Origin of the sequence: Thioalkalivibrio sp. ARh3 (assembly GCF_000377265.1) — a bacterium.
GTDB lineage: Bacteria > Pseudomonadota > Gammaproteobacteria > Ectothiorhodospirales > Ectothiorhodospiraceae > Thioalkalivibrio > Thioalkalivibrio thiocyanoxidans.
This window is the reverse complement of the sequence record NZ_KB897947.1, coordinates 437020-456593: the sequence shown is the minus strand read 5'-3', so window position 1 is coordinate 456593 and position 19574 is coordinate 437020. Positions and strand designations below refer to the sequence as shown.

16 protein-coding genes are annotated in these 19574 nt (G+C 67.4%); 8 read left to right on the top strand and 8 right to left on the bottom strand.

From position 1 onward, the window contains the following. Nucleotides 1–39: 39 nt before the first annotated feature. From murJ to C995_RS0102105, 3 genes are all read right to left on the bottom strand, one after another. Nucleotides 40–1608 carry a murein biosynthesis integral membrane protein MurJ gene (murJ, locus tag C995_RS0102115; protein ID WP_018863358.1) on the bottom strand — a complete coding sequence of 523 codons (1569 nt, stop codon included), beginning with the start codon at nucleotides 1606–1608 and terminating at the stop codon, nucleotides 40–42. Nucleotides 1609–1817: 209 nt separating this feature from the next. Beyond that, complete coding sequence (locus tag C995_RS0102110) at nucleotides 1818–2021, bottom strand: cold-shock protein (protein WP_018863357.1); 204 nt, start codon at nucleotides 2019–2021, stop codon at nucleotides 1818–1820. A 220-nt stretch (nucleotides 2022–2241) separates the two neighbouring features. Beyond that, nucleotides 2242–2964: an SDR family NAD(P)-dependent oxidoreductase gene (locus C995_RS0102105; RefSeq protein WP_018863356.1), complete on the bottom strand. Its 723-nt coding sequence runs from the start codon at nucleotides 2962–2964 to the stop codon at nucleotides 2242–2244. Between the two features lie 191 nt (nucleotides 2965–3155). On the opposite strand from C995_RS0102105, the gene C995_RS0102100 reads away from it, so the two are divergent. Next, entirely contained in the window at nucleotides 3156–5114 is a 1959-nt protein-coding gene (locus C995_RS0102100; RefSeq protein ID WP_051075134.1) for a GNAT family N-acetyltransferase, read from the top strand. A 9-nt stretch (nucleotides 5115–5123) separates the two neighbouring features. On the opposite strand, the gene C995_RS0102095 is transcribed toward C995_RS0102100, so the two are convergent. From C995_RS0102095 to C995_RS0102085, 3 genes are all read right to left on the bottom strand, one after another. Further along, nucleotides 5124–7139 carry a methyl-accepting chemotaxis protein gene (locus tag C995_RS0102095; RefSeq protein WP_018863354.1) on the bottom strand — a complete coding sequence of 672 codons (2016 nt, stop codon included), beginning with the start codon at nucleotides 7137–7139 and terminating at the stop codon, nucleotides 5124–5126. 168 nt (nucleotides 7140–7307) lie between these two features. Further along, nucleotides 7308–9224: an ATP-binding cassette domain-containing protein gene (locus C995_RS0102090; RefSeq protein ID WP_018863353.1), complete on the bottom strand. Its 1917-nt coding sequence runs from the start codon at nucleotides 9222–9224 to the stop codon at nucleotides 7308–7310. Nucleotides 9225–9594: 370 nt separating this feature from the next. Beyond that, nucleotides 9595–10443: a universal stress protein gene (locus tag C995_RS0102085; RefSeq protein WP_018863352.1), complete on the bottom strand. Its 849-nt coding sequence runs from the start codon at nucleotides 10441–10443 to the stop codon at nucleotides 9595–9597. Nucleotides 10444–10680: 237 nt separating this feature from the next. On the opposite strand from C995_RS0102085, the gene C995_RS0102080 reads away from it, so the two are divergent. The 7 genes from C995_RS0102080 to C995_RS0102050 all read left to right on the top strand — a co-directional run bounded on the left by C995_RS0102080 (nucleotide 10681) and on the right by C995_RS0102050 (nucleotide 18022). Then, nucleotides 10681–12519, top strand: coding sequence for an SLC13 family permease (locus tag C995_RS0102080; protein WP_018863351.1), 1839 nt, complete (start codon nucleotides 10681–10683; stop codon nucleotides 12517–12519). Nucleotides 12520–12555: 36 nt separating this feature from the next. Continuing rightward, nucleotides 12556–13446 carry a phosphoribulokinase gene (locus C995_RS0102075; RefSeq protein ID WP_018861097.1) on the top strand — a complete coding sequence of 297 codons (891 nt, stop codon included), beginning with the start codon at nucleotides 12556–12558 and terminating at the stop codon, nucleotides 13444–13446. A 110-nt stretch (nucleotides 13447–13556) separates the two neighbouring features. Continuing rightward, nucleotides 13557–14018 carry a hypothetical protein gene (locus C995_RS0102070; protein WP_018863350.1) on the top strand — a complete coding sequence of 154 codons (462 nt, stop codon included), beginning with the start codon at nucleotides 13557–13559 and terminating at the stop codon, nucleotides 14016–14018. Between the two features lie 298 nt (nucleotides 14019–14316). After that, complete coding sequence (locus C995_RS0102065; protein WP_026278886.1) at nucleotides 14317–15444, top strand: FIST C-terminal domain-containing protein; 1128 nt, start codon at nucleotides 14317–14319, stop codon at nucleotides 15442–15444. Between the two features lie 17 nt (nucleotides 15445–15461). Further along, entirely contained in the window at nucleotides 15462–16496 is a 1035-nt protein-coding gene (locus tag C995_RS0102060; protein ID WP_018863348.1) for an NADP(H)-dependent aldo-keto reductase, read from the top strand. A gap of 15 nt (nucleotides 16497–16511) precedes the next feature. Next, nucleotides 16512–17294 carry a TatD family hydrolase gene (locus C995_RS0102055; protein ID WP_018863347.1) on the top strand — a complete coding sequence of 261 codons (783 nt, stop codon included), beginning with the start codon at nucleotides 16512–16514 and terminating at the stop codon, nucleotides 17292–17294. Beyond that, on the top strand, nucleotides 17291–18022 hold the full coding sequence (locus C995_RS0102050) for a ThiF family adenylyltransferase (RefSeq protein ID WP_018863346.1): 732 nt from the start codon (nucleotides 17291–17293) through the stop codon (nucleotides 18020–18022). The genes C995_RS0102055 and C995_RS0102050 overlap by 4 nt, the downstream gene beginning before the upstream one ends. Before the next feature lie 157 nt (nucleotides 18023–18179). Here the strand turns inward: C995_RS0102050 and C995_RS0102045 are convergent, their stop codons facing one another. Further along, entirely contained in the window at nucleotides 18180–18821 is a 642-nt protein-coding gene (locus C995_RS0102045) for a hypothetical protein (protein ID WP_018863345.1), read from the bottom strand. After that, on the bottom strand, nucleotides 18811–19566 hold the full coding sequence (locus C995_RS0102040) for a 1-acyl-sn-glycerol-3-phosphate acyltransferase (protein ID WP_018863344.1): 756 nt from the start codon (nucleotides 19564–19566) through the stop codon (nucleotides 18811–18813). The genes C995_RS0102045 and C995_RS0102040 overlap by 11 nt, the downstream gene beginning before the upstream one ends. Nucleotides 19567–19574: the final 8 nt, after the last annotated feature.

The following is a 19574-nucleotide window of genomic DNA, read 5'->3' as shown; positions in this document are numbered from 1 at the left end:
CAAAACGGCAAGTATAACCCGTCAGGCAAAGTCCCGGCATCATTCGCTGGCCTCCCGCAGCAGGAAGTGCCGGGGCCGGAGCCCTGCGGCCAGCAGTGTCAGGATCAGCGCACCGGCCCCGGCCGTAATCAGGCCGGCCAGCGCGAACAGGCGCGTGCTGACCGTCCAGTCGGTCCACTGCCCGAACGACGGCGACAGCACGGCCAGCACCAGGACCATCACCCCGAGCGCGACCGGCAGCCCCGCACGCAGGCGTTTCAGCGCGGGCCCCGGTTGATAGATCCCCTCGCGGATCAGCCCGCGATAGAGCAGGCCCGCGTTGATATAGGCGGAGGCCGAGGTGGCCAGCGCCAGGCCCGCGTGCGCGCCCGGGATACCGGACAGGTACCAGGGCAGCACGAACGCCGCGTTCAGCACGATATTGGCCAGCATCGCGATGATCGCGATCTTCACCGGGGTCTTGGTGTCCTGGCGGGCGAAGAACCCCGGGGCGAGCACCTTGATCAGGATGAAGCCCGGCAGGCCCAGTGCGTAGGCGGCCAGCGCCATCGCGGCCATGTAGGTATCCCACTGGGTGAAGGCCTGGTACTGAATCAGCGTGGCAAGGATCGGGACGGCGAGCACGATCAGGCCGACCATCGAGGGCAGGGCTACCAGCATCGCCAGACGCAGCGCCCAGTCCAGCGTGCGCCCGAATGCGGCCGGATCCGCCTGGTTGTACTGCCGCGCGAGGCGCGGAAGGATCACGGTGCCGATCGCGATCCCGAACAGGGCCAGCGGCAGCTCCACGAAGCGGTCGCCAAAATACAGCCAGGAGATCGACCCGGCCACCAGAAACGAGGCCACCAGGGTGTCCACCAGCAGGTTGATCTGCACGACCGAGGTCCCGAGGATCGCGGGCAGCATCAGCTTGACGATGCGCCGCACCCCCTCGTGTGCCCGGCGAAACCGCGGCCGCGGCAGCAGCCCCGCGCGCAACAGGAACGGGATCTGGAAGGCGAGCTGCAAGGCGCCCGCGATGAACACGCCCCAGGCCAACGCGACGATCGGCTCCGCGAACATCGGCGCCAGCCACAGCGCCGCGACGATCAATGCCAGGTTCAGGAACACCGGGGTAAAGGCGGGGACGGCAAAGCGCCCGATGCTGTTCAGGATCCCCGCAGCCATCGCGGTCAGCGAGATGAACAGCAGGTACGGGAAGGTGATGCGCAGCATCTGCGCCGCGAGATCCTGACGCCCCTCCTCCTGCGTGGCGAGCCCGGGCGCGAACACCCAGATCAGCAGCGGCGCGGCCAGGATCCCGATCAGCGTGACCACCGCGACCACGGCCATCAGCGTGCCGGCGGTGTGGTCCAGCAGGTCGCGCAGGGCCTCGCGCCCGCGCTTCTCGCGAAACTCCGCGAACACCGGCACGAAGGCCTGGTTGAACGCGCCCTCGGCGAACAGCCGGCGCAGGAAATTGGGAATGCGGAAGGCGACGAAGAAGGCGTCGGTCGCAGCCCCGGCGCCAAAGGTGACCGCCAGCACCATGTCGCGCAGGTAGCCCATGACCCGCGAGATCATGGTCATGCCACTGACAACGGCGGTGGAGCGGAACAGGCGGTTCATCGCGGGCGGCGCGGATCCATGCACAAAGGCCCGCAGTGTACTGCAATCGAATACGCCCGGCCGTGCACAGCTTCCAGAGGGGCGCGCACAGTCATGTCGGCGCGTCGAAGGGCCGAACCGCTGACGGAAACGCAGACACAAAAAAGGCCGCCCGGAGGCGACCTTTCTCGGACGACCCGCGAGGGGTCGTCAGCCTTGGGAAGCGCGCCTTACAGGGCGGTCACTTCACCGGCGGCCAGGCCCTTGGCGGTTTCCTGGATTTCGAAGGAGACCTTCTGGCCTTCGGCCAGGGTCTTGAAACCCGAACCGGTGATCGCGGAGAAGTGGACGAACACGTCCTTGCCGCCATCATCCGGGGTGATGAAACCGAAACCCTTGCTCTCGTTGAACCACTTAACAACACCAGTATTCACAACTTGTAACCTCTTCAATGTAACTAACAAATGTGGTCGCGGGATGCTGCCAACAGATCAACGGGAGCACTGGTTCAGAAACTAGAAACTTCCTAGTGTTGCCGTTCATCCGCAGACCACGATCACGACTATACGCCTGCATTCCGGCAAAAGCCAACCGCCTTCCGAGAAACTTTCGTGACAATCAGGGGGTTCGGCTGGAATACCTCCTGCATCGACGCTAGTCGAGCTGCCGGATGTCCACAAAACTCCCCCGCGTCGTCCGACGCAGGCGCGGAAGTACTGCCAGCACAGCCTCGGCGGCCTTCTCCGGCGTCGGCATGGCCTCGGTTCCCCGTGCGGCCTTTAGCCGCTGCAGCACGGGGAAGGCCTCGCGGTCGGCCTCCTCGCACAAGTAGTCCTGCATCGCGGTATCGATCAGGCCCGGTGCCAGGGCGTTGATCGCGGTCTCCTCCGGGAACTCGTGGGCATAGAGCTGCATCATCATGTTCAGCGCCGCCTTGGACAGCGAGTAGCCGCTCCAGCCGGCATGACCGGATACCGAGGCCCCGGACGAGATCGCGACGATCTGCCCGACGCGCACGTCGCGGCGAAGCAGCGCGTCCAGGATGACCTTGTTGGCGAAGGTGTTCACATCCATCAGCAGGCGCAGTTCGTCCATCGGCGCGTCCTGCATGCGCTGCATCTGGCCCAGCAGCCCCGCGTTCAGGACCACCAGGTCCAGCTCGTCGACTCCATCGAGCAGGCGTTCCATCGCCGCGCCGGTGGCACCGAAGTCGGACAGGTCGACGCGTTCGTCGCCCGCCACACCGGGCTCCGGACAGCCACGCCGGCTCATCCCGTATACGCGCGAACCCTGCCCCTGCAGCACGCGCGTCAGCCCCAGACCGAAACCGCTGGAATTGCCTGTCACCAGTGCCGCCCGAATGACACCATCGCTCATGTAATCTCTCCTCCCGGAATGGGTTCAGCGGCAGGCTAACCGGAACCCATTTCAGTCGCCACACGAGCCGTCGCGGGACCACCGTATTGTCATGCCGCCCCCGAACCCACCGGGGGCCGTCAAGTGCAGTACCCTCCTGGTCGACGCATGCATGTCGCCCCACGCAAACCGGGTATCCGACAAGGACCAGAATGAGACCAGCGGAGGACAGATCCACCCGAACCTGGCGGCAATTGCTGGCCCACCCGCTGTCGAAAGCGGCGCGCGAGAGTGCGGCCGCCTGGCTTGCGCGGATGCCCAGCGGGACACAGCCTCTCTGGGTGGGCCGCGGGGCACCCTCGGATGTGCCGAAGGCAAACCCCGCACAGGTCGCTCACTGGCTTGGGCGCGAGGCCGACGCGATCGTGTTCGAGGCCCCCTGGCCCCTTCCCGCGGACGCGCTGGCCATCGTTGGCGGCCTGTTGCGGGGGGGCGGGGTGCTCCTCCTGCTGGTCGGGACGCCCGGCACCGGGGCTTTTGGCAGGCGCTGGACGAAGGCACTGCGGCAGGCGCCTGTTCAATGGGTGGGCGAGGATATTCTGGAGTGGCCAGGCCCTTCCGCAACCGGGAATGCCACCTGGTCCTGGACGCAGGACCAGCGGCGCGGTCTCCAGGCGCTGAAGCAGCTGGCCCCGGGGGAGTGCGGTGCGCTGATCGCCGACCGTGGACGCGGAAAGTCGACCCTGCTTGGCGAATGGATCGCCGAACAACGAGATGCCGGTGCAAAGGTCCTCGTTACCGCCCCGAATGCAGGCGCCGTTCGTGCGCTCTTCCGCCAGCTGGAGCGCCACCCGGGGGCCCCTGTCCCTTTCTGCGCCCCCGACCAGCTGGAGACCCTCGCCACCCCACCAGACACGCTGGTCATCGACGAGGCGGCCGCACTGCCGGTCGATCGCCTGGTGCGTCTGGCACGCCACGCCCGGCGCCTGGTGCTGTCGACGACCACCGGGGGCTTCGAAGGCAGCGGCCAGGGGTTTCGCCTGCGCGCGCTCCCAGCCCTGCAACGCTCGGGGTTCCGGGTTCGGGAGATTGGCCTGGCTCAGCCGGTACGCTGGGCAAGCGACGATCCGCTGGAAGCCTGGCTGGACAGCCTGTTTCTGATGCGTGCCGAGAGTCGCACCCCTGCCCCACAAGCACTGCAATTCGACTGGCTTTGTGGCCACGAGCTGGCTTGTGACGAGCGCCGGCTCGAAGACCTGGCCGGCCTGCTTGCCGATGCCCACTATCGCACACGTCCGTCGGATCTCGCGCGCTGGCTGGAGGACGCTCGCGTACACCTTATGCTGCTCACCGGCACGCATGACAACACACTGTTTGGGGTAGCCCTGGCACAGGAAGAGGGCGGTCTGACGCCCCAGCTCGCGGAAGCGGTGTGGGCCGGCGAGCGCCGCCCCCAGGGGCATTTCCTGCCCTGCACCCTGGCTGCGCGCGGCGAGTTCGAGCTGGCCAGTCGAACCTGGTGGCGGATCCAGCGTCTCGCCGTACATCCCGCCTGGCAAGGGAGAGGCCTTGGTAGCCGACTGCTGCGAGCAGTCGAAGAGCGCGCTGCGCATTGCGGTGTCCCGCTGGTCGGTACGAGCTTCGGACTGCAATCGGCACTGGTACGGTTCTGGGCGCAGGCGGGCTGGCAGCCCGTTCGGGTCGGGGAGCGACCCGACCCTGCCAGTGGCGAGGTCTCGGTCATACTGGCGAAAGCGATGGCTCAGGACATCGTCACCGCCGTGGATGCGGCCTCGGCGTCCTTCGCCCGCGACTGGCGCGACACCGGCGCAGAGTACCTGGGCGATCCAACGGGACGTCGACGCCAGGCCCTTGAAGCCATGCTGCCGCCCAATGGCGCTTCGCCAGCGGCGAATCATGCCCATGACATAGAAGAGGTTCGGGCCTTTGCGCAACGGCAACGGCCACTGGAATGGGCGCTGCCGGCCTTGCTGCGGCAGCTGGAGGCGGCCCCGCCGGTCGATCCGGAAGGCCGCCTGCTGGCAGCGAGCCTGGCGGCGCCCGTCGACTGGACGTGGCTGGCCCGCGAGCTCGGGGTGTCCGGGCGGCGCGGCGTCACCCGCAGGCTGCGCCGCGCCGCCCGGGCCTGGCTGGAGGCCCGCGGGCTGTAGCGTCCCGTCTTACAGGCGGAACTGGGCCAGGGCCTGCTGGATCTCGCGTTCGACCTGCTTGAGCTCGTCGGACGCGGCACTGACCCGGTCGGCGGTGTTGGCCGACTGGTCGGCCCCGTCGGAGATCTGCACGATGTTGCGGTTGATGTCCTCGACCACGGTGCTCTGCTGACGCGCGGCGACCGCGATCTGGTCGGTCATCTCCACGATCGTGGTCACCGACTGCTGGATCTGTTGCAGGGCCCCGTTCACCTCGGCCGTGTGCTCCATGGTGGTCTCGGCCTCGTCCTGGCCGTGCTGCATGGCCTTCACCGCACTGCCGGTGGCGGTCTGCAGGCGCGAGATCATGCTTTCGATCTCGTCGGTGGATTCCTGCGTCCGGGTCGCCAGCTTGCGCACCTCGTCGGCGACCACCGCGAACCCGCGGCCATGTTCACCGGCCCGGGCGGCCTCGATGGCCGCGTTCAGCGCCAGCAGGTTGGTCTGCTCGGCCACGCCGCGGATGACCTCGAGGATGGTGCCGATCTGCTTGGAGTCCTCGCCCAGCTTGGCCACGGTACCGGCAGCCTGTTCGACCGTGCCCAGCAGGGAGGCCATGGACTCGATGTTCTTCTCCATCACCTCGGCGCCGTTGTTCACCGCCCCGCTGGCCTCCTGGCCGGCCTGGGAGGTGGCGTCGGTGTTGCGCGCGATCTCCTCGGCACTGCTTTGCAGCTCGTTGATCGCGGTGGCGACGCGCTCGGTCTCGTCGCGCTGACCCGAGACGGCCTCGCGGGCCTGGTAGGCCTCCTGGTTCAGGTTCTCGGTCGCACGGTTCAGGGTCTCGGTCCCACTGCGGGCATTGCCCACGGCCTGCGCGATCTTGTCGGTGAAGCGGTTGAACGCACGCCCCAGCTGGGCGGTCTCCAGCAGGCCGTTCTCGTCCAGCCGACGGCTGAGGTCGCCATCGCCATCGGCAATCTCCTCCAGCGCCTCGGTCGAGTGAGCCAGTGCACGGCGTACCACCAGGATGATGAACACCGCGGCGGCCACACCCAGGACCACGCCGATCAGCGCCAGCACGCCCTGAGTCATCTGGGTGTTGCGCATGGTCGCGGTCAGCTCGCCGGCGGAACGCTCGGCCCGGTCGGTGATCCGCTCGGACAGCTGTTGCAGCTCGGTGCGCGCCTCCAGGATCACCGGGCCGACCTCGGTGCGGATCAGGAAAGCATCCTGCAGGGCTTCCTCGCTGCCGTGGATACGTACGATCTCCTGGATCGCACTGTCCAGTGTTTCCAGCTCTCCCTCGAAGTCCTCGACCGCGATCTGCTGCTCGAAATCCAGCTCGTCGTACTGCTCCATCAGCCGCGCCAGCACGTCATGGGTCTGGCCGAGATAAAGGCGCAGGTTCTGCTCGAAGGAGTCGTCACGAAACGCGATGAAGCCGCGCAGGTTCGAGGTGATCTGCAGGAGGTTGGTGCGCAGGCTGTAGAAGTCGCCAAGGCGATCGAACGAGCGCTCGAAGCGGGCCCGCGCCATCTCCTCGTCGATCATGGTGCTGGTCAGCTGGGTCATCTGCATGGTCGCGGGGTTGGCGCGCGAGTTCGCAACACCCTGGGCCGGCATGTTCTCGGCCACATCCTCCGCGATCTCGATCAGGCGCTCACGGTGATCGGCGAACCCATCGATGTTCGCCCGCACCTGCTCCGCGGAGCCACTCAGCTCGTCCGAGGCCTGCACCACCGGGTCATTCATCAGTGCATCCATGGCGACATCCAGGTCATCCATGGTGGCCAGCCAGGCGTCGCGGTGCTCGTCCTCTTCGCTCATCAGGTAGAACCCGAGAAAGGCGGCACTCTCCTGCAGTAACTGCTCCACCTCGTTGACACGCGCCACCGCCGGATAGTCCGACTGCGTGAGTTCGGCCACGCCCTGCCCGCCCACGTTCAGGGCGCGCAGTGCCAGTAGCGAGTTGATGATCAGGATCGCGACGACCAGCCCGAAGCCGGCGATCAGCAGCCCCCGAATGGAGAGTTTGTCCAGCATGATGTTGACTCCTTCCTCAGCGCCTTCTGCCGGGCGCATGTCCTCACGCGCAAGCGGGCTCTTCCGCTGCCTGTAGAGACGTTTCATCCCCTGTTACGGCCGCTTGCCCCCAGAGTTGAGGTTCGGGCCGTTTTGAGAATTACATCACAGCGGATGACGGGGGAAGGGTCAGGGTGATTCCAGCGCCTCCCAGCGCTCGAAGGCCACCGCCAGGTCACGCTCGACCTGTTCGAGCCGGCCCTGCAGCTCGCGCACCCGCTCGCCATCTCGCAGCACCTCCGGGTCCGACAGGGCTTCGGCCAGCGACTGGTGTTCGGTCTCCAGGGCCTCGATCCGGCCTGGCAGGGCCTCCAGCTCACGGGCCTCCTTGTAGGACAGCTTGCGGGCGCGGGGCGGCGGTGCCGGTTCCGCGGGCGTGGAATCGGGCCGAACCCGAGCCTCCGGCACGACGGGGGGCGGCGTCCCGGTATCCGCTTCGCGGGTCAGCAGGCGTTGCGTGACGCGAGCAGGCAGATCCGACCAGCCGCCGACGAATTCCTCGACCGTGCCATCGCCAGGCAGCACCAGCGTGCTCGTGGCGACATTGTCGAGGAAGGCGCGATCGTGGCTGACCACGATCACCGTACCGGTGTACTCGATCAGCAGTTGTTCCAGCAGCTCCAGGGTCTCGACGTCCAGGTCGTTGGTGGGCTCGTCGAGCACCAGCAGGTTGGCCGGACGCAGGAACAGCTTGGCCAGCAGCAGCCGGTTGCGCTCGCCACCGGACAGGGCCGACACCGGCTGGCGCGCGCGCTCCGGCGGGAACAGGAAGTCCCCCAGATAGCTCAGCACATGCCGGGTCTCGCCGTTCACGGTGACCCGGTCACGGCCCTCGCCGACCGCATCCTGTACGGTCGTCGTCTCGTCGAGGCGCGCCCGGGCCTGGTCGAAATAGGCGATCTCGAGCTGGGTGCCCAGCTTGACGGTCCCGGACAGTGGCGCCACCTGGCCCAGCAAGCCGCGCAGCAGTGTGGTCTTGCCGGCGCCATTCGGGCCGACAATGCCCAGGGCATCGCCGCGCTGGAGCAGCAGGTTCACGTCGCGCACCACCGGCGTGTCGTCGTAGCCGAAGTCCGCATGCTCCGCCTCGATCACCAGGCGCCCGGAACGCTGCTCGGGCGACAGCTGCATGCGCACCTGCCCCCCGCGCTCGCGCCGCTCCGCGCGCTTCCTGCGCAGAGCCTGCAGGGCGCGCACCCGGCCCTCGTTGCGGGTACGCCGCGCCTTGATGCCCTGGCGAATCCAGGTCTCTTCCTGTGCCAGCTTGCGATCAAACTCGGCGCGCTGGCGCGCCTCGACCTCCAGGCGCTCGGCCTGGCGCGTGCGGAAGGCCTCGATCGACGGCGGGTGCTCGTACACCTGGCCGCGATCCAGCTCCAGGATGCGGGTGGCGACCTGCTCCATGAACTGGCGATCATGGCTGATGAACACCACCGTGAGCCCGCTCCCGCGCAGGAACTCCTCCAGCCAGCGGATCGCGGCCACATCCAGGTGGTTGGTCGGCTCGTCCAGCAGCAACAGCTGCGGTTCGCGCACCAGTTCGCGCGCCAGCCAGACACGTCGCTTGAGGCCGCCGGAGAGCGCGGCAAAACCGGCCTCGGGATCGAGCTCCAGGCGCGAAAGCGTCGTTTCGACCCGGTTCTGCAGGCTCCAGCCGTCAATTGCGTCCAGCCGGGCCTGGACCGGCCCCATCTTCTCCAGGGCCTCGGCATCCCCGCTGGCGGCGGCCTGGCTCAGGTGATGGAAACGCTCCAGCAGCTGCCCGGACTCGCCCAGTCCCTCGGCGACCACATCGAACACCGTGCCCTCGACCCCGGGCGGCAGCTCCTGGGTCAGCCAGGCGGTCGTCAGGCCGTCCTGACGGACCACCTCGCCCGAGTCCGGCTGGATCGCGCCCGCGATCACCTTCAGCAGGGTCGACTTGCCCTCGCCATTGCGCCCGGCCACCGCCACGCGTTCGCCGGGCTCCAGGCTCAGGTTGAGGCCATCCAGCAGGGGGGCCATGCCATAGGCCAGGTGGATATCGCGCAGGGTCAGAAGAGCCATCGAGATCTAGGGAAACACTGATTCATGTACACGCTCGCGCTCGAGTCGCTTTTGCGTGCGAACAAGGCGCGGCGACTGCCGTGCAGTCATTCTGCACAAGGGAGCCGCAACGCCGTGCGCGCGCAAAAGCGGCCGAGCCCCAGCATTCAATGGTTTGTGGGGTTGGCACCCCAGGTTCCCCGATCCTGCGTTGCGCCGCTTGCGGGTAGAACCACTACCCGCTGCACGGCGCGCCTTGTCTCGGAAAACCTGGGGTGCCAACGCGAGTGTGCACATGAATCAGTGTTTCCCTAGAGGAATCCAGTTGAGGGGCCCGGCAAACGCCGGTCAGAAAGGGTTCAGGGGGGGAGTCGTGAACCAGGGGGCGCGGCTAGACGCTGAGGTTCTTGACCACCAGCACCGGGCAGTCGGCCCCCCCGATCACGCGCTCGGATACCGATCCCATCAGCAGGCGCTTCAGCCCAGTACGCCCGTGGCTGCCCACCACGATCAGGTCGCGGTTGTCACGCCTTGCCACGTCGATCAGGCTCACCTCCGCGCGGCCCTCCTCGAAGGTTGCGTCCGCCTGAAGGCCCTGCTCCCGGGCCTCGCCCTGCAGGCGCTGGATCGCGTCGACGCCCTCCTGGCGTCGCTCGTCGCTCTGGCCGGGAACGGCGACCGAGGCGATGGTGATCGGCAACTGGCAATGACCGGCCAGCTCGATGGCCGCACGCGCCGCCTGATCACCCAGTTCGGAGCCATCGGTCCCGACCAGCAGCCCCCGGTGCGGCGCCTGGGCGCCACGCGGGACGACCATGACATTGCATGGCGCCGTTCCCACCACCTTGCGCGTGGCATCGCCGACCATCAGGCGCGCAAGATCGCCTCGGTCGCGGCGTCCGATCACGATCAGGCCCGCGTTGTACTCCTCGGCGATCCTGACGATCTCCTGGTGGCGATCCACACCGTGGCGCAGGATTGGAGAGGGATCGACTCCCCGCTCCCGTGCCTTTTTCTCGAGCACATCCAGGTCGCCCTGGGCCGTCACGCTCGCATCATGGCTGCGCCGGGGCGACAACGCGTCGTGCTGGGTATCGGTCGGAATAATACGGGCGAGGATGAGCCGGGCCCCGCAGCGCTGGGCCAGATCCAGGCCGACGGCCTCGGCGGACTCACTGAACTCGGACCCGTCGGTCGCCAGCACGATGGTCTCGAATCGGCAAAGCGGGGCATCGGACATGGGACGTCTCCCTGACGGTTTTTGCCCAGCATAACCGACCGGCCGGCACACGGCAGCCAGCATGGCGCGAAAGGGACAGACGGCCCGGTTTTGCGTCCGACTGGCCGGAATGAAATAATCCCGCGCTTTCAAGGCCGTCTTGCGCTTCCCTGGCCAGCGGCCGGACCTCGCTCGTCAGCCCCCTCGGCCCCGGCCCTGCGCCGTCTGGCGCGGGCCTTCAGGACACGAAATCGATACATGGAAAACCTTACGCTGACCACCGAGATGATCGTGGTGCTCGCGCTTCTTGCGTTCACCATCTTCCTGTTTGTCACGGAGATCATCCGCGTGGATCTGGCCGCCATCTCGGTGATGGTGCTGCTCGGCCTGCTGACACTGGTGCCCGGACTCGGGCTGCTGGTCGCGCAGGACGAGCTGTTCAGCGGGTTTGCCTCGAACGCGGTGATCGCGATCATCGCGGTGATGATCATCGGCGCCGGGCTCGACAAGACCGGCGTGATGCACAAGGTGGCCGCCTTCATCATGCGCGTGGGCGGCACCACCGAGAAGAGCATCATCCCGACCGTGTCCGGCACGGTCGGCGTGATCTCGAGCTTCATGCAGAACATCGGCGCGGCCGCGCTGTTCATGCCGGTGATGAGCCGGATATCCAATCGGCTGGGAATTCCGTTGTCGCGGCTGCTGATGCCGATGGGCTTCGCCGCGATCGTCGGCGGCACCATCACCCTGGTCGGGTCCAGCCCGCTGATCCTGCTGAACGACCTGCTGCCGGCGGACATGGAGCCCTTCCAGCTGTTCGACGTGACCCCGATCGGCCTGGCACTGCTGGCCACCACCATCGTTTACTTCGTGCTGCTGGGCCGCTTCGTGCTGCCGTCGGTCAAGTCCAAGGCGACGCAGCGCGAGAGCGCACAGGACTATTTCCAGCGGGTATACGGGCTGTCCTACGAGATCCACGAGGTGTTCGTGCCCGAGAAGGATCCGCTGGTCGGTCGCACCGTGGCCGAGATCGAACGCGAGACCGGGATCGCGATCGTCGGCACCTACAAGCACGACGAACTGCGCATGGCCCCCTGGACCGGCTACGAGATCCAGCCCAACTCGCATCTGGCCGTGCTGGCCAGCCCCGCGCGCATGGAGAAGCTGTGCGCGGACACGCGCAAGCGCCCGACGACCCGCCTGGACGTGTTCGCGAATGCCCTGGATACCGGCCGTTCCGGGGTCGCCGAGGTCGCAATCGCGCCCGGCTCCAATCTCGCCGGCAAGACCGTAACCGAGCTGGCCATGCGCCAGACCTACGGCCTTTCGGTGATGCGCATCCAGCGCGGCAGCGAGACCTTCGGCGAGGGCCTGCGCGATATCCCGCTGGAAACCGGCGATATCCTGGTTGTGCACTGCACCTGGGAGTCGCTGGCGCGCCTGGAGAAGGATCGCGATTTTGTCGTGATCACCTCGGACTATCCGCACGAGGAGCTGCGGCCCTCCAAGGTCCCGCATGCGCTGTTCTTCCTGGCGCTGACCGTCGGGCTGATCCTGTTCACCGACATCATGCTGTCGGTCGCGCTGCTGACCGGCGCACTGGGCATGATCCTGACCGGGGTCATCAGTATCGACGACGCCTATCGCTCGGTGAGCTGGAAGACGGTGTTCCTGCTGGCCTCGCTGATACCCCTGGGGATGGCGGTGGAAAACACCGGCACCGCCGCCTGGATCGCGCAGAACACCCTGGAGATGCTGGGCACGGTCCCGCCCTGGGTATTGCAGGCGACGATCTTCGCACTGGCCACATTCTTTACGCTGGTCATGTCCAATGTCGGCGCGACCGTGCTGCTGGTGCCGCTGGCGATCAACTTCGCGGTCGCCGCCCAGGCGGCAGGCATGGACGCCGACCCGCGCGTGTTCGCGCTGACCGTGGCGATCGCCACCTCGAATTCCTTCCTGATCCCGACCCACCAGGTGAACGCCCTGATCATGGGCCCCGGCGGCTACCGGGTGAAGGACTACATGAAGGCCGGCGGTATCATGACGCTGCTATTCGGTATCGTGGCCATGCTGATGCTCAATCTCATTTTCTGACAACTTGTCGCAACTTCGTTTGCAAGGAGAAACCCCATGTCGCAAAAACACCCCGTGATCGCGGTCACCGGCTCCTCGGGGGCCGGCACCTCCACCGTGAAGCGCTCGTTCGAGTCAATCTTCCGCCGCGAGCAGATCAACCCGGTCGTCATCGAGGGCGACAGCTTCCATCGCTATGACCGCAAGGCGATGAAGGAGGCCATGCAGAAGGCGGCCGACGAAGGCAATCACCACTTCTCGCACTTTGGCCCCGAGGCCAACCTGTTCGATCGCATCGAAGACCTGTTCAAGACCTACGGCGAGACCGGCCAGGGCCAGAAGCGCTACTACCTGCACTCGGACGAGGAAGCGGCTGCTCACAACGAGCGTCTCGGCACCAACCTCGGCCCGGGCGAGTTCACCCCCTGGGAAGAGATTCAGCCGGGCACCGACCTGATGTTCTACGAAGGCCTGCACGGCCTGGTCGTGAACGGTGACGTGAACGCCGCCCAGCACGTGGACCTGGGTATCGGCGTGGTACCGATCGTGAACCTCGAGTGGATCCAGAAGATCTTCCGCGACAACGCCGAGCGCGGCTATTCCGCCGAGGCGATTGTGGACACGATCCTGCGTCGCATGCCCGACTACGTGAACTACATCACCCCGCAGTTCGGCTACACCGACATCAACTTCCAGCGCGTACCGACGGTGGACACCTCCAACCCGTTCATCGCCCGGGACATCCCCACCCCGGACGAGAGCATGGTGGTGATCCGCTTCAAGGAGCCGAAGAAGTTCGGCGTCGACTTCCCCTACCTGCTGAACATGCTGCCCGACTCCTTCATGTCCCGGCCCAACACCATCGTGGTACCCGGCGGCAAGATGAGCTTCGCGATGGAGGTCATCCTCGCCCCGATCATCCACGACATGCTGAAGAGTCGCGGCTGATCGCAGCACCGTATCGACGGTGTCCAAGCCCCGCTCCGGCGGGGCTTTTTTGTGGTCACCGACGGTTGGGCTAGCATTCCGGCCATCCCACCTGGACTCATGGAGTTGCCGTGTTCGGACTGTTCGGGCCGCGCCCCGCGCAACAGATGGAACGCTTTCGCAGCCGCTATACCGGCCGCTCGCTGATCGTGCACCAGGGCTTCGAGGGCGACTGGCTGGAGGAACTGCTGAAGCAGCCCGGCGGCGGCGGGCACTTCCGCATCGACAGCCGCCGTCTGCCGACCCGGCGTCCGACCCCGATCGAGTGGCTGGTACAGACCCATGTGCTGCCCCTTGGGCTGCCCCAGCCGCTGTATCTGGACGTCCGCGAGGACGCGATCCTCGCGCGCCACCTGATGCGGGGCGAACGCGCGGTCCACCCCTCCGAGATCGCCTGGTTCCTGGAGGAGCTGGACACCCGCCACCATGCCCGCCTGGAGTTCGCGGAGAACGACCAGATGACCGTCCAGCGCGGCATCCCCGAAACCGACAACGAGGCCCTCAGCATGCTGGAACAGCTAGGGAAACACTGATCAATGTGCACGCTCGCGTTGGCACCCCAGGTTTTCCGAGACAAGGCGCGCCGTGCAGCGGGTAGTGGTTCTACCCGCAAGCGGCGCAACGCAGGATCGGGGAACCTGGGGTGCCAACCCCACAAACCATTGAATGCTGGGGCTCGGCCGCTTTTGCGCGCGCACGGCGTTGCGGCTCCCTTGTGCAGAATGACTGCACGGCAGTCGCCGCGCCTTGTTCGCACGCAAAAGCGACTCGAGCGCGAGCGTGCACATTGATCAGTGTTTCCCTAGGACTGTGACCGAACCAAGGATGCCGATGGAACGCTTTGTCAGTACCGCCGCCAGCGGCAATGACCCGCGCACCCTCGCCGCGGAACTGATCCAGGGGCTGGGCCCGTTGCCGCCCCGGGACCCGGAGACCGTGCGCGTGGGCTTCATCTATGTCTCGGACGCGCTGAGCCGCAATGCCCGCTTGGTCATGGACACGCTGCGCAAGGAACTCGGGATAGACCATTTCGTCGGCGGCATGGGCATGGCCGTGATCGGGCCGGACCAGGAATTCTACGAAGACCCGGCGATCACCCTGATGATCGGCGACCTGCCGGCCGGTTCCGCGCGCGTGATTCAGCGTCCGGTCCACAGCCTGGACGAACTGAAGCAGGCCCTGGACGGCTTTCTCGACCCCGCAACCCCGGGCCGCCTGCTGCTCAATGCCGATCCGCGCATGGAGGGCGTGGAGGCCGTGCTGACCGAGATCGGCGAACAGACCGCCTGGTTCGCCACCGGCGGCATACACTCCGGCGAGGAGGGGGCGGTGCAGATCGCCGACGGCGTGGTCGCCTCGGGCATCACCGGGCTCGCGCTGCGCGACGATGTCGCGATCGCTGCACGCCACAGCCAGGGCTGCACCCCGCTGCCCGGCCAGCACGAGCTGACCGAGACCTGGCGCAACATCATCGTGCAACTGGACGGCCAGCGGGCGCTTCCAGCATTCAAGGGCATCATCGGCGATGTCCTGTCGCGCGACCTGGAGCGGGCACTGGGCTACATCCTGGTCGGCTTCCCGATCCCCGGCTCCGACACCGGCGACTACCGCGTCCGCAATATCATCGGCGTGGATCTCGACCAGCAGGTGCTCGCGGTCGGCGAACTGCTGGAGCCCAGGCAGAAGATCCTGTTCGTGCGCCGCGACGGCCAGGCCGCCCGCGAGGACCTCGAACACATGCTGGAACAGATCCGCGCCCAGGCCCCGAACGGGATCCGCGGGGCGATCTACGTCTCCTGCATCGGGCGCGGGCGCCACCAGTTCGGCCAGGAGGGGGCGGAACTGGCGATCATCCAGCAGGGTCTGGGAGACGCGCCCCTGGTCGGCTTCTTCGCCAATGGCGAGATCTTCGCCAACCGCCTGTACGGCTACACCGGGGTCCTCACCCTGTTCACCTGAACCGCCAAGGGAACCGCATGCAATACCGCAAACTGGGACGTACCGATATCGAGGTCAGCCTGATTGGCCTGGGCACCATGACCTGGGGCGAGCAGAACACCGAGGCCGAGGCCCACGAACAGCTGGACTACGCGCTCGATCAGGGCGTGAACCTGATTGATGCCGCGGAGATGTACCCGGTGCCGCCGCGCGAGGAGACCCAGGGGCTGACCGAGACCTACATCGGCAATTGGCTGGCGAAGCGCGGCAACCGTGACCGCGTGGTACTGGCCAGCAAGGTCGCCGGGCCCGGGATGATCGACTACCTGCGCGGCGGCCCGCAGCTGAACCGCGAACACATCGAGCAGGCCCTGAACGACAGCCTCCAGCGCCTGCAGACCGACTACCTGGACCTCTACCAGGTCCACTGGCCGGCGCGCGCCACCAACTTCTTCGGCCAGCTCGGCTACGTCCACAAGCCGGACGCAAGCGCGACCCCGATCGAGGAGACCGCGGCCGCACTGAAGGCGGTGGTCGAGAGCGGCCGCGTGCGCACTATCGGCATCTCCAACGAGACCCCGTGGGGGTTCATGGAGTGGATCCGCGCCCATGACCGCGGCCTGTCCGAGCGCATCGTCTCCATCCAGAACCCCTACAACCTGCTCAACCGCAGCTTCGAGGCGGGCCTGGCGGAGATGGCCATCCGCGAGGATGCCGGCCTGCTGGCCTATTCGCCGCTAGCCTTCGGCATGCTCTCCGGCAAGTACCTGGACGGGGCAAAGCCCGCGGGGGCACGCCTGACGCTGTTCGAGCGCTTCCAGCGCTACAGCAACGAATCCGGCCTCGCCGCGACCGCGGAGTACGCGCGACTGGCGCGCGAACATGGCCTGACCCCGTCGCAGCTGGCGCTGGCCTTCATCAACCAGCAGCCCTTCGTGACCAGCAACCTGATCGGGGCGACCACGATGGAACAGCTGCGCGAGAACATCGCGACCGTGGACATCACGCTGTCCGATGCCGTGCTGAAGGCCATCGAGGCCATCCACGCCCGCTATACCTACCCCTGCCCATAGATCCCGGACGGCCCGGTGCACCTGATCGACACCCACGTCCACCTGGACCTGGACGCGTTCGATCCGGATCGCCCGGCGGTGCTGGACCGCGCCCGCGCCGCCGGGGTTCAGGAACTCGTCCTGCCCGGCGTCACCCGCGCGCGCTGGCCGGACCTGGAGGCCCTGCACCGCCAGCACGCGGGTCTGCATGTCGCCTACGGCCTGCACCCAATCTTCCTGCAGGATCATGCGGACGCGGACCTCGACGCCCTGGAGGCCTGGCTGGATACGCACCCGGAGACCATCGCGGTCGGCGAGATCGGGCTCGATGGCTACCAGGACGGGCTGGACTGGGACCGCCAGTGGCGCTTCTACACGCGGCAGCTGGCGATCGCGCGGGAGCGCGACCTGCCGGTGATCATCCACAGCCGGCGCGCGCTGGACCCGGTACTGAAGGGCCTGCGCGAGCAGCCCGGCGTGACCGGCATCCTGCACGCCTTTATCGGATCACCGCAGCAGGCCCGGCAGGCGGCGGATCTCGGCTGCTGCCTGGGCATCGGCGGGCCGGTGACCTACGAGCGGGCGAAACGACTGCACCGCGTGGTGCGCGAGGCCCCGCTGGAGGCCCTGGTCGTGGAGACCGACGCCCCGGACCAGCCGCTGGCCGGGCACCAGGGCGAGCGCAACGAACCGATGATGACCGCCGAGGTGAACCGCCACCTGGCACGCCTGCGCGACATCGACCCGGCCGAGATGGCTATAATCACGTCACAAAATGCACGCCGGGTCCTCCGGCTCCCGAACGACCCGGATTCATGAGCACGCCTCACAACCCCTACAGCGAACGCACCGACCTCCTGCTGGGTCCCGATGTCACCGCGCGCCTGCGCGACCGCCATGTGTTCATCGCCGGGCTGGGCGGCGTCGGGAGCTATGCCGCCGAGGCCATCGCACGCGCCGGGGTAGGACGCATGACCCTGGTGGATCACGACGTGGTCGCCGCCTCCAACCTGAACCGCCAGCTGGTCGCCCTGCGTTCCACCCTGGACCAGCCCAAGACCGCGGTGATGGAGGCGCGCATCCGCGATATCGACCCGGAGATCGAGCTGAACATCCGGCGCGAGTTCCTGCGCCCGGACAGCATCGCCGACCTGGTGCCGGACGATGCCGACTTCGTGCTCGACGCGATCGACTCCATCGCCTGCAAGGCCGCGCTGGTGGCCGGGGCGCAGCGCCGCGGCCAGGCCGTGATCTCCAGCATGGGGGCCGGAGGGCGCATCGACCCCACGGCCGTTCGCGTCGGCCCGCTGGAATCTACCCGCGTCTGCCCGCTGGCGCGGCAGATGCGCAAGAACCTGCGCCGCATGGACGCGCGGCTCGACTACCCCGTGGTGTTCTCGATCGAGCAGCCGTGCAAGGGCACCGAGCACCGGCCGGTCGAGGGCGGCCGGCCGCGCTCGGTCAACGGCACGATCTCCTACCTGCCCGCGATCTTCGGTCTGACGGCCGCCGGCCGCGTGATCCAGACCCTGATCGCCCGCGCCTGACCGCCATACACGGCTCGCACCGTCAGGCCCCTGCATCCTCGAGTACCGCCCCGCCCTGTGGGAGCTCAGCCCCCTGAGCGATACGGCACGGCCCGACCCCATCGGCCAGAGGGCTGGCCTCCCACAGGCCAATACAACTCCACCCCATATGAAGTTGCTATTCGTCGAATACCGCCTCGATGCGGGCCTGGATGTGCTGGTCGGCGTCCGGGCCATACTGCGTGCTGGCCGGGTCGAAGCGGTCGCAGAAGGCGTAGGCAAACTTCAGGTCCTTCACGCCCAGGGCGCCGAACAGGCGCGCCTCGAAGGAGTGATCCCCCGGGTTCTGGGTCAGCGTGGGCCAGCCATCCGCCCCCGGCGCCAGCGCGGGACCAAAGAACACGACACCCGGCAGGTTCTTCAGGCGCAGGGCGCAGGTACCCTCGGTCACCCCGGCCATCGGCAGGAAATCGATGGTGCGCGACAGCCGCTGCTTGCGGTTGAAGGCGATGTCGATCTCGCCGCCGGCGGCGCGGATCGCCGGGGCCTCGGCCTCGAACGCGAGGGTCTCCAGCCCGGCCGCCCTCCAGGCCCCCAGGTCCCGCACCCCAAGGCGGCTGGGCAGGAACAGGTAGGCGGGCTTCGTGAGCGCCCGAATCGCCTCCAGCAAGGGCTCGGAGTAGGCCGGGGCATTGACCAGCACACCCCCCAGCTCGCGGTCGTCGATCAGCCAGACGGCCGGGTCCGAGGCACCCACGCGGTAGATGCTGCGGTCACGCAGCTCGACCAGCGGGGCGCTGATCAGGGGTTCACTGCCCATGCGGCTCCTCCGACGGCGATTTCGCGGGACGCGGCTCGATCTCGGCCATGGTGGTCTCGATCCATTCTTCGGCTTCGCTTAGTACCTCGACGGGCTTGCGCCCGGCGGTCTCGATCGGCGGGCCGACCACCACCTCGATGGTGCCGGGGTAGCGCCGGAGGCCCTTTTTCGGCCAGAAGCTACCGCTGTTCAGCGCCACCGGCAGCACCGGGTAGCCGGTGCGTGCCGCCAGTATTGCGCCGCCCTGACGGTAGCGCCCGTGCTCGCCCGGTGCCACGCGCGTCCCCTCGGGGAAGACGATCACCCAGCGGCCCTGGTCCAGGCGCTGCTGGCCCTCCGCGACCAGGTTCTCCAGGGCCTGGCGCCCGGCCTCGCGGTCGATCGGGACCGGGTCCAGCATCGACAGCGTCCAGCCGAACAGGGGGATGCGCATCAGCTCGCGCTTGAGCACCCAGGTCTGCATTGGAAAGATCGCCACAAAGGCGACCGTCTCCCAGGCGGACTGGTGCTTGGACAGCACCACATGCGGCCGCGAGGGGTCGATGTGCTCGGCGCCGCGCACCCGGTAGTCCACGCCGCAGGTGATGCGCAGCCACCAGACGTTGAAGCGCCCCCACTGGGTCAGGACGCGGTAGCGCGCCGGGCGCGAAAGTGGCCAGATCAGCGGCGGGACCAGCAGGCCGAACACCAGCGTGGAGCCGATGAACCCCACCTGGAACAGCAGGCCACGGATCAGGGGGAGCATGCGGCGGT

Coding starts and splice junctions, on each gene's coding strand:
- murJ (WP_018863358.1), bottom strand. CDS start 1,608: ATGAACCGCCTGTTCCGCTCCACCGCCGTTGTCAGTGGCATGACCATG.
- C995_RS0102105 (WP_018863356.1), bottom strand. CDS start 2,964: ATGAGCGATGGTGTCATTCGGGCGGCACTGGTGACAGGCAATTCCAGC.
- C995_RS0102100 (WP_051075134.1), top strand. CDS start 3,156: ATGAGACCAGCGGAGGACAGATCCACCCGAACCTGGCGGCAATTGCTG.
- C995_RS0102095 (WP_018863354.1), bottom strand. CDS start 7,139: ATGCTGGACAAACTCTCCATTCGGGGGCTGCTGATCGCCGGCTTCGGG.
- C995_RS0102090 (WP_018863353.1), bottom strand. CDS start 9,224: ATGGCTCTTCTGACCCTGCGCGATATCCACCTGGCCTATGGCATGGCC.
- C995_RS0102085 (WP_018863352.1), bottom strand. CDS start 10,443: ATGTCCGATGCCCCGCTTTGCCGATTCGAGACCATCGTGCTGGCGACC.
- C995_RS0102080 (WP_018863351.1), top strand. CDS start 10,681: ATGGAAAACCTTACGCTGACCACCGAGATGATCGTGGTGCTCGCGCTT.
- C995_RS0102075 (WP_018861097.1), top strand. CDS start 12,556: ATGTCGCAAAAACACCCCGTGATCGCGGTCACCGGCTCCTCGGGGGCC.
- C995_RS0102065 (WP_026278886.1), top strand. CDS start 14,317: ATGGAACGCTTTGTCAGTACCGCCGCCAGCGGCAATGACCCGCGCACC.
- C995_RS0102060 (WP_018863348.1), top strand. CDS start 15,462: ATGCAATACCGCAAACTGGGACGTACCGATATCGAGGTCAGCCTGATT.
- C995_RS0102050 (WP_018863346.1), top strand. CDS start 17,291: ATGAGCACGCCTCACAACCCCTACAGCGAACGCACCGACCTCCTGCTG.
- C995_RS0102045 (WP_018863345.1), bottom strand. CDS start 18,821: ATGGGCAGTGAACCCCTGATCAGCGCCCCGCTGGTCGAGCTGCGTGAC.
- C995_RS0102040 (WP_018863344.1), bottom strand. CDS start 19,566: ATGCTCCCCCTGATCCGTGGCCTGCTGTTCCAGGTGGGGTTCATCGGC.